The sequence below is a fragment of the Bacillus sp. 22-7 genome (assembly GCF_010628845.1).
Lineage (GTDB): Bacteria > Bacillota > Bacilli > Bacillales > Cytobacillaceae > Cytobacillus > Cytobacillus firmus_B.
The window spans coordinates 254,358-266,794 of the sequence record NZ_NJQY01000007.1 but is presented as its reverse complement, the minus strand read 5'-3'; the positions used below and the strand labels follow the sequence as shown (position 1 = coordinate 266,794).

Genomic DNA, 12,437 nt, shown 5'->3' with positions numbered 1-12,437 from the left:
AAAGCATCCATTTCGTACAATGGATGCTCTTAATCTATAAACTTATCTTACCAATGTATGCATCTTATCAATATATTTTAATGCAATCCCTGTTCCAACCGCTACAGATTCAAGAGGATTTGGAGCTAGGTGCACAGGCACAACAATTTCTTGGGATAACCAATCCTGCATGCCATTAAGGAGGGCGCCGCCGCCGGATAAAATAACTCCGCGGTCAACGATGTCACCGCTCAGTTCGGCAGGGCTGTCTTCTAAAGTGGCACGGATGGCCTCCAGAATATGCAGGAGTGCTTCTCTCATTGCATCACGAATCTCATATGAAGACAATATAATTGTTTTTGGCAAACCAGTCACTAGGTCCCGGCCACGGACTTCCATTGACATTTCTTCATGGTCGACTAATGCATAGCCGATTTCCATCTTAATTTTTTCTGCTGTTCTTTCCCCTATAAGGACATTGTATTCTTTGCGAACATGCTGAATAATGTCATCATCGAGTCTGTCACCACCAATACGGATGGAATGGCAGGCAACAACACCGCCAAATGAAATGATGGCGACTTCAGTTGAACCGCCGCCAATATCTACAACAACGTTTGCAACGGGCTCATCAACAGGCATGCCAGCCCCTATTGCAGCTGCTACCGGTTCTTCAATAAGATGTACTTTTTTTGCCCCAGCATTTCGTACTGCGTCCTGAATAGCTCTTCTCTCTACAGAAGTAGAACCTGAAGGAGTACATACGACCACGTTAGGCTTTCTGATCGCGAATCCGACTTTTTTCGATGCTTTTCGCATAACTTGGCGAAGCATTTCAGTCGTCGTGTCATAATCCGCGATAACCCCGTCTTTTAGCGGACGGATGGCAACGATGCGGCCTGGTGTTTTACCAATCATTTCTTTTGCTTCTTTACCAACAGCTAAGACTTTTTTCGTTTCTGTATCAATTGCTACTACAGACGGTTCGTTTAAGATAATTCCTTTTGTTTTGCTGTATACAAGAATATTAGCAGTCCCTAAGTCAATTCCAATTTCAGATGTATTTATCATGAATTATTCACCCAATTTCAAATTTATATTGTCACGATATAGCCTTCTAATAAATTAACATGATTTTGGGGGTTAGCCTTGAATTGTTATGGAATCGTTAATAAAATGTAATTTTATAAGAAAATTTTAGGGAAATTGTCGAATAGGATGGGTAAAACTTGTTCATAATGCATAAATGTTCTGTTTTTGTAAAAAGAATGGTAAGATGATACCTGAAAAATTTTCCTGCTTTATGTTAGGATAATAAATAGAATGGCAGTAAAGGCAGTGAACAGATGATTGAAAAAGAAAAGCTGGCAGTGCTGATTGGCCCTACAGCTGTCGGAAAAACAAAATTAAGCATTCTGCTGGCGAAAAGATTTAATGCCGAGATTATCAGCGGAGATTCTATGCAAATATATAAAAGTATGGATATCGGCACGGCAAAAATTAAAGAGGAAGAGATGGAAGGGATACCGCATCATCTAATTGACATCAAAAATCCTGAAGATCCTTTTTCGGCAGCTGAATTTCAGAAACTGGTCCGAAGCAAAATCACAGAGGTTACTTCAAGAGGCAAACTTCCAATGATCGTTGGAGGTACGGGATTGTATATTCAATCCGTTATTTATGATTATCAATTCTCTGATGCGCCTTCAGATGAAGAATTCAGAAGAACATTGGAGGAACGCGCCGAAAGGGAAGGGAACGATGCCCTTTTTAAGGAGCTTTTGGCCATAGACCCTTATAGTGCAGAAAAAATTCACCCCAATAACATTCGAAGAGTGGTCAGGGCATTGGAAATTTACCATTGCACAGGGAAACAGATGTCTCAGTATCAGGAGAATCAGGATCCAGAACTTCTTTATGATACGGCACTGATTGGGTTGACCATGGATCGGGAGACCTTATATGAACGCATCAATTTCCGAGTTGAGATCATGATGAAGGAAGGCTTGCTTGAAGAAGTGAGATCCCTATATGATCAGGGGTTAAAGGATTGCCAGTCCATACAGGCCATCGGGTATAAAGAGCTGTATGATTACTTTAATGGATGTGTTTCTCTGGAGGATGCCGTAGGAAATCTGAAGCAAAATTCAAGAAGATATGCAAAAAGGCAGCTGACATGGTTTCGAAACAAGATGAATGTGGAATGGTTTGATATGTCCGATTCAGTCGATCCTCATGAGTTTGAAAAAAAATTCGCTGAAATTTCTGCTCATATTGAAGGAAAGCTGAAAATAAAATCGAATACATAATGATAGAGATAAAAGAGGAGGATTATAATGAAATCAGCAATCAATATTCAAGATCAGGTACTTAACCAGCTACGCAAGGATAATACGAATTGTACCGTGTTCTTATTAAACGGATTCCAAATTAGAGGCTGTATTAAAGGCTTTGATAATTTTACTGTACTATTTGAATCAGAAGGAAAGCAGCAGCTTGTTTACAAGCATGCGATTTCAACATTTGTCCCCCAGCGCAATGTTCAGTTGGATTTAGAAAACCAGCAATAGAATATAACACAGTAAGGATGAAAAGCCCGCTTTGAATGAAGCGGGCTATTTTCTTATGTCAGAGCGATAAGAAAGGCAAAAATATTTAATGAAATGGACCCTATCTGAATACATATAGGTATGGGAATTTATTGTTTCTATGAGGGCAAGCTGACTGCGGGCTCGTTTCCCTTGTCCATTATGAACGGCTTAATTACTCTGTGCCATGGTGAAAGGGAGTATAGCCATAACTGATGGAAGTTTCACCTTATTTCTCGGGAAACCGCATGAACCGACACTCCTGCATCATTAATTGCTGAAATGGACGGGAACATGTCGTATTTTAGCCTAATAACCGTAATCTCGCGGATGCATATAGGCTTTTGTCACAACGATTACTTCTATGCGTATACTGTGCTAAGAATGTGAGGTGATAGCTTTTGGACCAGCCGATTCGCCTGAAAAATAACGGACAGATCAGCATCGTGCTCAATTCACAAAAGCGTAAAACATACACAAAAGAGCTTCCCGAATCCCAAGCGGCTCCAAAAGTCATTCCGGCTGAGCATACAGCTCTCAAAGAAATTGAAGAAGAACTAGGCGCTCTTGTGGGAATGGAAGAAATGAAGAAAATGATCAAGGAGATTTATGCCTGGATTTATGTGAATAAAAAACGGGAAGAAGCCGGTCTCAAAGCTGGAAAGCAAGCATTGCATATGATGTTTAAAGGCAATCCCGGCACAGGTAAAACAACGGTTGCCCGATTAATAGGCAAGCTTTTTCAAAAAATGAATGTGCTGTCAAAAGGACATCTGATTGAAGCAGAGCGGGCCGACCTTGTCGGTGAATACATTGGTCATACTGCACAAAAGACGAGGGATCTGGTCAAAAAAGCGATTGGCGGGATTCTTTTTATCGACGAAGCGTACTCATTAGGGAGAGGCGGAGAAAAAGACTTTGGCAAGGAAGCCATTGACACCCTTGTCAAGCATATGGAAGACAGACAGCATGACTTTATCCTGATTCTGGCAGGCTATTCCAGAGAAATGAATCATTTCCTGACGCTGAACCCGGGTCTTCATTCCCGTTTTCCCCTTGTTGTTGACTTCCCTGATTACTCGATAGAGCAGCTGATGGAAATTGGGCAGAGGATGTTAAAGGAAAGGGAGTATAGTTTAAGTCACGAATCCGAAAAGAAACTGAGGGAGCACTTGCATTTTGTAAAAACCAATCTCAGCCCCAACAGTTTTTCCAACGGGCGCTACATTCGAAACATTCTTGAAAAATCTATCAGGGCACAGGCCATGCGCCTGTTAATGCAAAACAGCTATGACAAACATGATCTTATGACTATCAGGAGCAATGATTTGGTGTTTGAAGAAGCTGATTAAGGGGATATTGTAATAAAATAGACAGTGTCAATGAACATTGGCATTGTCTTTTTACTGGAGGAGGAATGTATAATGAATGAAATTACAGTTTATACTACGAATACTTGTCCGTATTGTACGATGGTGAAGAACTTCCTGGATCAGCAGGGGCTGGAGTTTAAAGAGGTTAATGTCCAGAATGACCAGAGAGAGGCACAAAAACTGGTTGAAACCACAGGCCAAATGGGAGTGCCTCAAATTAATGTGAATGGAAAATGGGTCATTGGCTTTGATCCAAATACAATCATGGCGAATGTAAAGCAATAATATAGTGAGACCTGCTCGTGGTATGAGCAGGTCTTTTTTTGGCAATTGTGAACTCTGCAAATAAAATTGCATACTTGCAAATAAAGTACCTGTATTCGCAAACAAATAGGAAATTTTGCAAAGAAAGTGCATGAACTTGCAAACAAACAGCTTAAATCTGCAAATACACATCTGATGCCAGCCCTTTCTTTCAATAAAGTATGTTAGTTTGCTGGTATTTAACGCAAAAAGCACCGGCTTAAGCCGATGCTTTTGTCCCCAGCCTCTTAACGGGAAGCTTCCAATTATATGTGTAAGATAAAACCCTCAGAGCGGTAATGATGATAAACAAAGCATAAAGTTCAAACGGCGCTGAGGCGATTCCGAGTCCGACTGCGAAGCCGCAAAGGATAGCCCAGACAGCATAAATTTCAGATCGTAATACAAGCGGTTTTCTTCTTGCAAGAAGATCGCGGACTATTCCCCCGCCGCTTCCTGTTAATACAGCTGCCACAATTACAGCGCTTAAAGGATGATTCATTTCCGTTGCGTACAATGCTCCTTGAATGGCAAATGCGGATAATCCAATTGCGTCAGTGAAATTGCCCCATTTTTGCCAGTGTTTGAGCAGGTTGTTCGGGAACAGCATTACTGCTGTGATGGATAAAAGGGCAATCTGAAAAAATAACCCCTGTTCCCAAAGGGCAGAGACAGGAACACCTATTAGCAGGTTTCGGATGGCACCGCCGCCAAAAGCAGTAACAATCCCGAGGATATAAACACCCAAAATATCATATTCTTCTTCCATGGCTACAATTGCACCGCTGACAGCAAACGCAATAGTGCCAATCATACTTAAAACTTCCCATGTCATATGCCATTTCTCCTCAAGATGCAAATCTCTAAATCTATTTTTGTCAGAGTAAATTACAAACGTAAATTCTTTCCAAACAATATGATTTTAACACGGAAAAAAAGAAATTCAACCTTTTTTACACATTTTAAACGTAATGTCCAAAGGCCTATCAAATAGCGATGAGATTAGTATTTGACCAGTTTTTTTGTTATGATCAATTAAAATAAGAATATGAAAGAGGGATGCTGGTTGGAACATAAGCCAGATTATGAAAAAGTCATTCTTGTCGGCTGTCATACTGAAGAAGATGATCAGCGGTTTGAATATTCAATGGAAGAACTAGAATCCTTAACGGAGACTGCAAACGGGAAAGTATTAGCTTCGGTAACACAAAAAAGGGTACGGGTTCATCCGTCTACATATATAGGAAAAGGAAAAGTGGAGGAACTGGCTGCACTTCAAGAAGAAGTGGAAGCAGATATTATCATATTTAATGATGAGCTTTCACCAAGCCAGGTTCGAAATCTATCTGCAGATTTGGATGCACGAATCATTGACCGCACACAGCTGATATTAGATATCTTTGCTCAGAGAGCGCGCTCTAAAGAAGGGAAACTGCAGGTTGAGCTGGCTCAATTGCAGTATCTGCTGCCGCGCCTGTCAGGCCAGGGCGTCCAGCTTTCAAGACTTGGAGGGGGAATCGGCACAAGGGGCCCGGGTGAGACCAAGCTGGAGTCAGACCGCCGGCATATCCGCCGCCGGATTGATGATATTAAGACCCAGCTTTCCGTCATTGTGCAGCACCGGGACAGATATCGTGAACGGAGGAAGAAAAACAAAGCATTCCAAATTGCGCTTGTCGGCTATACAAACGCAGGGAAGTCCACGATTTTTAACCGGCTGTCTGAAGCAGAATCTTATGAAGAGAACCAGCTGTTCGCCACACTTGACCCAATGACCCGCAAGCTGATTTTGCCAAGCGGATTCATTACACTTGTGACAGATACAGTCGGATTTATTCAGGATTTGCCGACTACGCTGATTGCGGCCTTCCGTTCCACCCTGGAAGAAGTAAAGGAAGCAGATCTACTTCTTCATGTAGTTGATATGTCCAATCCGGATTATTACCAGCATGAGCAGACAGTCAATAAACTAATAGAAGATTTGGAAAATGATAAAATACCGCAGCTGACGGTATATAATAAGAGAGATTTAAGGCATCCTGATTTTGTCCCGACCGCCAGGACAGAAACAATTCAGATCAGTGCCTTTGAAGAAGTTGACCGCAATGAGCTGAAACGGAAAATCGAGCAGATGATCCTGGGGATGATGAAGCATTACCATGTTGAGGTGCCATCGACAGAAGGGAAACTGCTGTCACAGCTCAAGAATGAAACCATCCTGAGGGAATTGACTTTTAATGAAGACAAAGAACTCTATGTCTGCAAGGGCTATTACCTCGAAGACCATCAGATCTCAGGACCTTTAACGAAATATACCGTATAGTTAGGAGAACATCATGTTTCAACAGTTATCACAAGGAGAAAAGCTGCAGCCGATTGTAAAAGAAGTGGAGCAGCAAATTTCAGAAGTATTAAAGACCATTGATGAGCGGATTGATGAGAACCAATTCCGTGTATTAAAGAGTTTTCAAAATTTCAAAGTCAGCGATTCTCATTTCATTCCATCAACCGGTTACGGTTACGATGATATCGGCAGGGATACATTGGAGAAAATATATGCAGAAGTATTCGGCGGGGAAGCCGGATTAGTGCGTCCTCAGATTATTTCAGGCACCCATGCCATTTCCATTGCACTCTTTGGCGTATTGCGGCCGGGTGATGAATTGCTGTACATAACAGGCAAGCCATATGACACACTGGAAGAAATCGTTGGAATCCGGGGAACAGGCAGCGGCTCGCTGAAAGAGTTCGGCATTGAGTACAATAGCATCCCGCTGAATGGCGATGGAAGCATCAATTACTCTGCGGTTGAAAAAGCCATCAGGCCGAACACGAAAATGATTGGCATTCAGCGTTCTAAAGGATACGCAACAAGACCATCTTTTACAATTGAACAAATAGAAGAAATGATTCAGTTTGTAAGAGAAATTAAATCGGATGTGATTGTTTTTGTTGACAATTGCTACGGGGAGTTTGTAGAGGACAGGGAGCCTTGCCATGTTGGGGCAGATTTGATGGCCGGGTCGCTAATCAAGAACCCTGGCGGCGGGATCGCCAAGACTGGGGGTTATATTGTCGGGAAGAAACAATGGGTGGAAGCATGTTCCTACCGAATGACATCCCCGGGAATTGGTGCAGAAGCGGGTGCGTCCCTGTACAGCCTTCAGGAAATGTATCAGGGCTTTTTCCTAGCTCCACACGTTGTCGGCCAGGCATTGAAAGGAGCTGTTTTTACAGCAGCACTGCTTGAGCGGCTTGGAATGAACTCTAATCCAAAATGGGACAGTAAAAGAACTGATTTAATTCAATCTGTCCAATTTAATGATAAAGAAAAAATGGTGGCATTTTGCCAGGCGATTCAATTTGCATCTCCTGTTAATTCCCATGTAACTGCCTATCCTGCTTATATGCCTGGATATGAAGACGATGTAATTATGGCAGCAGGGACTTTTATTCAGGGTGCAAGCATTGAACTGACGGCAGATGGACCTATTAGGCCTCCATACGTTGCATACGTTCAGGGCGGGCTGACTTATTCTCATGTGAAAATGGCTGTATGCATCGCGCTGAACCAATTGCTGGAAAAAGGTTTAGTCCAAATAAATTAGGTAAATATAAGAGGGACAGCTACATAGTTAGCTGTCCCTTTGCTTTACTGAGAATTATATGAAAATATGAAAGGCAAAAATTTTTTGAAAAAATCATGTCATAAAATCTAACATAGTATTGACACATTTTCTGACATTACATATAATAAACTCAAGAAGTAATTGAAAAGGGGGAGAAAAAGTTGACTGGAAGCGAAATTAGACGTTCCATGCCGCTTTTCCCAATTGGTACCGTCATGCAGCTGACTGACTTGACTGCAAGGCAGATTCGCTACTATGAAGAACACCAATTAATTTCTCCAGCTAGAACTGACGGAAATAGAAGGCTTTTTTCCTTGAACGACATCGATGTCCTTCTGGAAATCAAAGATTTAATTGATCAAGGCGTAAATATGGCCGGGATCAAGCAGCTATTTTTCGTTAAAGAACAGCAAGCGCTAACTGAAACCATGAATAAAGAAGCTGAAAAAGCGAGACGCGATCTATCGGATGAAGAAATCAGGAAACTTCTTCGCAAGGAAATTGTGCAGGCAGGGCGTTTTAATCGCTCTTCATCCCGGCAGGGCAACATCCACCGCTTTTTCCATTAAGAAGGTCGTTTTTAAGCTCGTTGATAATGTCTTGGATTTCCGAGCACGCATTAACAGAGCAAAAAATAAATCAATCATGTAAATTTAAGGGAGGAACTACCATTGGCAAAGTTTACTAAAGAAGATATTAAACGTATTGCAGAAGAGGAAAATGTGAAATTTGTCCGTTTACAGTTTACGGACATCCTTGGAACAATTAAAAATGTGGAAATTCCAATCAGCCAGCTTGAAAAAGCGCTGGATAACAAAATGATGTTTGATGGATCTTCAATCGAAGGTTTTGTGCGCATTGAAGAGTCTGACATGAATCTATATCCAGACCTTGATACTTGGGTTGTATTTCCTTGGACTGCTGAAAAAGGCAAAGTGGCACGTCTGATTTGTGATATCTATAATCCAGATGGAACTCCATTCCTTGGCGATCCGCGCAGCAACCTAAAACGCATCCTTAAAGAAATGGAAGACCTTGGATACACTGATTTTAACTTAGGGCCTGAACCGGAATTCTTCCTATTTAAGCTTGACCATGCAGGGGAACCGACTCTGGAACTAAATGACAATGGCGGATACTTCGACCTTGCTCCAACTGATCTTGGCGAAAACTGCCGCCGTGATATCGTACTTGAGCTGGAAGAAATGGGCTTTGAAATTGAAGCTTCCCACCATGAGGTTGCACCTGGCCAGCATGAAATCGACTTCAAGTATGCGGATGCTTTAACAGCTTGTGACCAAATTCAGACATTCAAGCTAGTTGTTAAAACCATTGCCCGCAAGCATGGCTTGCATGCGACATTCATGCCGAAGCCATTATTCGGAGTCAGCGGATCCGGAATGCACTGCAACGTTTCACTTTTCAAGGATGGAAAAAATGCATTCTTCAATGAAACCGGCGATCTTCAATTAAGTGATGATGCCCGCCACTTTATTGCTGGTATCGTGAACCATGCAACTGCATTTACAGCTGTGACAAACCCTATCGTTAACTCATACAAGCGTCTGGTTCCTGGTTATGAAGCACCTTGCTATGTTGCCTGGTCTGCACAAAATCGTTCACCTCTCATCCGTATCCCTGCTTCCCGCGGAGTAAGTACACGTGTTGAGGTGCGGAGCGTTGACCCTGCTGCAAACCCATACCTTGCTATGGCTGTATTATTAAAAGCTGGCCTGGACGGAATCAAAAATAAAATGACTCCTCCTGCTCCAGTGGACCGCAATATCTATGTCATGACAAAAGAAGAGCGTGAGGAAGAGGGAATCAAGGATCTGCCTCCTACATTGGCAGCAGCCCTTGAAGAACTAAAGAGAGATGAGGTAATTGTTTCTGCTCTCGGCGATCACATTTTTGAACATTTCATTGAGGCGAAAGAAATCGAGTGGGATATGTTCCGCACGCAAGTGCATCCATGGGAGCGCGAGCAGTACCTGAGCATGTACTAAGAAAATATGAAAACCCCTGGCTGATAAAGTCAGGGGTTTTTAATGTGAAAAATGCAAAAACCCCGTTTTCAAATGAACGAGGTTTTAACCAATTTCTATTTCTCTGCATCTCTCTATTCTTTGTGTCTTATCTTTAAGAAATCGAGACATGTCAGCAGTGCATCTCCTCCAAATCCTGCAATCACCGCCAGTAGAACTACCTTTAAGGCAGAGTCAGGATCTGAAGATACGACCAAAAAAACAGCCGCTAAAGCCCCCATAATTACCTCTTCAAAGACCCCCAGATAGATGAATTTCTTTGTCCTTCTGGGTTTAACCATTTTGCCTTCTTTCCGAATATGTCCAACGACACCAACCAGCCCACCAATCAACAAAGCGAAGGTAATGTTCAAAAACATCTTTTCTTCACACTCCTAAAGTCGAGATTTTGGACAAGCGACCTTAGGTTGATTCTCGGTGTATTACCATTATATAGAAAGTAACTATAAAATAACATGCATAAAAATACCGAATTTTCTGAACAATAAATTAGTCATACATGACTGTAACCTTATGCTAAAAGAAAAGTATCAGTTACTTTCGTAGGATTTAACTGATAGTACCAGGTAATAAGAACTGATAACCTTCTTAAAAATGGAAAAAACAAAAAGCAGGCAGAGGTGCCTGCTTATTACAATCTATTAATGCATATGACGGTATACGCCTATAACCTTGCCAAGAATAGAAACATTGCGGAGGATAATTGGTTCCATTGTCGAGTTTTCCGGCTGCAGACGGATAAAATCTTTTTCTTTAAAGAATCTCTTGACAGTTGCTTCATCTTCCTCTGTCATGGCAACCACGATATCCCCATTATTGGCAGTGCTCTGCTGTTTAACGATTACATAGTCTCCATCAAGGATTCCTGCTTCAATCATACTTTCGCCCATGATCTCAAGCATGAATACATGCTCGTCAGCAGGTGCCATTCTTTCCGGAAGAGGGAAGTATTCTTCAACATTTTCAATTGCCGTTATCGGCTGCCCTGCAGTTACTTTACCGACGATCGGAACGTTGACTGCACTGACCTTGGGAATGTTAGAAGCCTCGTCCAAATCTAAAATTTCAATGGCGCGTGGTTTAGTAGGATCCCTGCGGATCAGCCCTTTGCTTTCAAGCCTGGCGAGATGACCGTGAACGGTCGAGCTTGAAGCAAGGCCCACTGCTTCCCCGATTTCTCTTACAGAAGGGGGATAACCTCTCAATTTAACTTCTTCCTTTATGAACTCCAATATGTCTTGCTGTCTTTTTGATAATTTCACCATCTTTACGCACCTCGTATGTGTTTTGTTGTCTCAATTATAGCATCAATTACCATTTGATACAAACATAAGTTCGAATTTATATTGACACGAAACAAATGTTCGGTCTATAATGAAATCAGCGAATACGAACATACATTCTTTTGAGGTGGTATATTATGCTGAACAAATTGTGGAAATCATATTCTTATGCTATTATTCTCTTCTTTTTAAGCTTGGCAGCATCGTTTGTAATGCTTGTGCAGATCGAAACACCTGATACGGAAAAGTTTGTGAAAGTCACTGTTGCAGAAGGTGATTCTTTATGGGAGATTGCTGAAAATTTTTCTGCTGAGCATTCTCTGACAACAGATCAATTTATAAATTGGGTAGAACGAAATAATGGGATAGCGGCAGGAAGGATTTTTCCAGGTGATGAAATTGTTATTCCAGTAAAAGCCTTGGATGACCAGCCATATAAAGAGCTTGCGAGTTCAGACCTTAACAAATAAGGAGAAATTATGAAAGCAATAATTTACTGCAGAGTTAGTACAACAAAGGATACTCAGGAAACCTCCCTTTCAAGACAGGAAGAAGAGCTTTTGAACCTGGCAGAAAAGCATGACTTTGAAGTAGTCAAGGTCATCCGCGAACAGGCCAGCGGATACGATCTCGAAAGAGACGGTATATTGGAACTTTTAGACTTAATTAAAAAAAAGGATATTAAGGTTGTTCTCATCCAGGATGAAACCAGGCTGGGGAGGGGAAATGCCAAGATTGCGATTCTCCATTGCATCTTTAAAGAAGAAGTCCAATTATACAGCATTTCTAATAACGGAAAGCTGGAGCTTTCGGAATCAGATTCGATGGTGCTTAGCATTGTAGGGATGGTAGAGGAGTATCAGAGAAAGCTGCATAACATCAAAATCAGACGCGGCATGCAGAGGGCTGTTGATAAAGGATACAGGCCCGAGAAAAACCTAAGTAATCAGGGTGCAAATGGTGGCAGGGAAAGAATAGAAGTGCCAATAGAGGAAATTGTCCGGCTGAGGAAAAACGAGTTAACGTTTGCTGAAATTGCTGCGACGCTTAGAGGGTTTGGCTATAATATTTCCAAAGCAACTGTCCATAGAAGGTATAAAGAACATATTGATTCACATGCTGAGTAGAGCACTTTTCTTGTCAAAAGTGCTCATTTTTAGTATGATGGCATTTGAGTTTCAGTATTGTTCCATATCTGAAGCTGCTGTATAATAAAAACTTCCATCAGAATTATTCA

At 41.7% G+C, this 12,437-nt stretch carries 14 protein-coding genes; 10 read left to right on the top strand and 4 right to left on the bottom strand.

The window, feature by feature from the left end; translation table 11 throughout:
* Positions 1 to 42: 42 nt before the first annotated feature.
* Positions 43 to 1,050, bottom strand: a complete 1,008-nt coding sequence (gene mreBH / locus CE058_RS07260) for a rod-share determining protein MreBH (RefSeq protein ID WP_048008946.1) — start codon at positions 1,048 to 1,050, stop codon at positions 43 to 45.
* Positions 1,051 to 1,325: 275 nt separating this feature from the next.
* Between mreBH and miaA the strand changes: the two genes are divergently transcribed.
* From miaA to CE058_RS07240, 4 genes are all read left to right on the top strand, one after another.
* On the top strand, positions 1,326 to 2,288 hold the full coding sequence (gene miaA / locus CE058_RS07255; RefSeq protein ID WP_163141640.1) for a tRNA (adenosine(37)-N6)-dimethylallyltransferase MiaA: 963 nt from the start codon (positions 1,326 to 1,328) through the stop codon (positions 2,286 to 2,288).
* 27 nt (positions 2,289 to 2,315) lie between these two features.
* Positions 2,316 to 2,549 carry an RNA chaperone Hfq gene (gene hfq, locus CE058_RS07250; protein ID WP_035330690.1) on the top strand — a complete coding sequence of 78 codons (234 nt, stop codon included), beginning with the start codon at positions 2,316 to 2,318 and terminating at the stop codon, positions 2,547 to 2,549.
* 419 nt (positions 2,550 to 2,968) lie between these two features.
* Positions 2,969 to 3,919 (top strand): stage V sporulation protein K, encoded by a 951-nt coding sequence (gene spoVK, locus CE058_RS07245; RefSeq protein ID WP_048008944.1) that lies wholly within the window; start codon positions 2,969 to 2,971, stop codon positions 3,917 to 3,919.
* Between the two features lie 72 nt (positions 3,920 to 3,991).
* Positions 3,992 to 4,225, top strand: coding sequence for a glutaredoxin family protein (locus tag CE058_RS07240; protein WP_048008943.1), 234 nt, complete (start codon positions 3,992 to 3,994; stop codon positions 4,223 to 4,225).
* Between the two features lie 238 nt (positions 4,226 to 4,463).
* On the opposite strand, the gene CE058_RS07235 is transcribed toward CE058_RS07240, so the two are convergent.
* A complete protein-coding gene (locus CE058_RS07235) occupies positions 4,464 to 5,078 on the bottom strand; it encodes a trimeric intracellular cation channel family protein (protein WP_076255919.1) in 615 nt (204 codons plus the stop codon).
* 231 nt (positions 5,079 to 5,309) lie between these two features.
* Between CE058_RS07235 and hflX the strand changes: the two genes are divergently transcribed.
* The 4 genes from hflX to glnA all read left to right on the top strand — a co-directional run bounded on the left by hflX (position 5,310) and on the right by glnA (position 9,878).
* Positions 5,310 to 6,566, top strand: a complete 1,257-nt coding sequence (gene hflX, locus CE058_RS07230) for a GTPase HflX (RefSeq protein WP_163141637.1) — start codon at positions 5,310 to 5,312, stop codon at positions 6,564 to 6,566.
* Between the two features lie 13 nt (positions 6,567 to 6,579).
* The gene (locus tag CE058_RS07225; RefSeq protein ID WP_163141634.1) at positions 6,580 to 7,851 is read left to right on the top strand and encodes a methionine gamma-lyase family protein; all 1,272 of its coding nucleotides are present in this window, start codon (positions 6,580 to 6,582) and stop codon (positions 7,849 to 7,851) included.
* A gap of 182 nt (positions 7,852 to 8,033) precedes the next feature.
* Positions 8,034 to 8,441: a MerR family transcriptional regulator gene (locus CE058_RS07220; RefSeq protein WP_048008930.1), complete on the top strand. Its 408-nt coding sequence runs from the start codon at positions 8,034 to 8,036 to the stop codon at positions 8,439 to 8,441.
* 102 nt (positions 8,442 to 8,543) lie between these two features.
* Entirely contained in the window at positions 8,544 to 9,878 is a 1,335-nt protein-coding gene (glnA, locus tag CE058_RS07215) for a type I glutamate--ammonia ligase (protein ID WP_048008929.1), read from the top strand.
* Positions 9,879 to 9,991: 113 nt separating this feature from the next.
* Here glnA and CE058_RS07210 read toward each other — a convergent pair whose 3' ends face one another.
* Complete coding sequence (locus CE058_RS07210; protein ID WP_009330566.1) at positions 9,992 to 10,276, bottom strand: DUF4257 domain-containing protein; 285 nt, start codon at positions 10,274 to 10,276, stop codon at positions 9,992 to 9,994.
* Between the two features lie 282 nt (positions 10,277 to 10,558).
* Complete coding sequence (gene lexA / locus CE058_RS07205; RefSeq protein ID WP_048008928.1) at positions 10,559 to 11,182, bottom strand: transcriptional repressor LexA; 624 nt, start codon at positions 11,180 to 11,182, stop codon at positions 10,559 to 10,561.
* A 155-nt stretch (positions 11,183 to 11,337) separates the two neighbouring features.
* Between lexA and yneA the strand changes: the two genes are divergently transcribed.
* On the top strand, positions 11,338 to 11,670 hold the full coding sequence (yneA, locus tag CE058_RS07200) for a cell division suppressor protein YneA (RefSeq protein WP_048008927.1): 333 nt from the start codon (positions 11,338 to 11,340) through the stop codon (positions 11,668 to 11,670).
* Between the two features lie 9 nt (positions 11,671 to 11,679).
* Positions 11,680 to 12,327 carry a YneB family resolvase-like protein gene (locus CE058_RS07195; RefSeq protein WP_048008926.1) on the top strand — a complete coding sequence of 216 codons (648 nt, stop codon included), beginning with the start codon at positions 11,680 to 11,682 and terminating at the stop codon, positions 12,325 to 12,327.
* The last annotated feature ends 110 nt before the right edge of the window (positions 12,328 to 12,437 follow it).

Coding starts and splice junctions, on each gene's coding strand:
- CE058_RS07240 (WP_048008943.1), top strand. CDS start 3,992: ATGAATGAAATTACAGTTTATACTACGAATACTTGTCCGTATTGTACG.
- mreBH (WP_048008946.1), bottom strand. CDS start 1,050: ATGATAAATACATCTGAAATTGGAATTGACTTAGGGACTGCTAATATT.
- lexA (WP_048008928.1), bottom strand. CDS start 11,182: ATGGTGAAATTATCAAAAAGACAGCAAGACATATTGGAGTTCATAAAG.
- yneA (WP_048008927.1), top strand. CDS start 11,338: ATGCTGAACAAATTGTGGAAATCATATTCTTATGCTATTATTCTCTTC.
- CE058_RS07235 (WP_076255919.1), bottom strand. CDS start 5,078: ATGACATGGGAAGTTTTAAGTATGATTGGCACTATTGCGTTTGCTGTC.
- CE058_RS07210 (WP_009330566.1), bottom strand. CDS start 10,276: ATGTTTTTGAACATTACCTTCGCTTTGTTGATTGGTGGGCTGGTTGGT.
- CE058_RS07195 (WP_048008926.1), top strand. CDS start 11,680: ATGAAAGCAATAATTTACTGCAGAGTTAGTACAACAAAGGATACTCAG.
- hfq (WP_035330690.1), top strand. CDS start 2,316: ATGAAATCAGCAATCAATATTCAAGATCAGGTACTTAACCAGCTACGC.
- miaA (WP_163141640.1), top strand. CDS start 1,326: ATGATTGAAAAAGAAAAGCTGGCAGTGCTGATTGGCCCTACAGCTGTC.
- CE058_RS07225 (WP_163141634.1), top strand. CDS start 6,580: ATGTTTCAACAGTTATCACAAGGAGAAAAGCTGCAGCCGATTGTAAAA.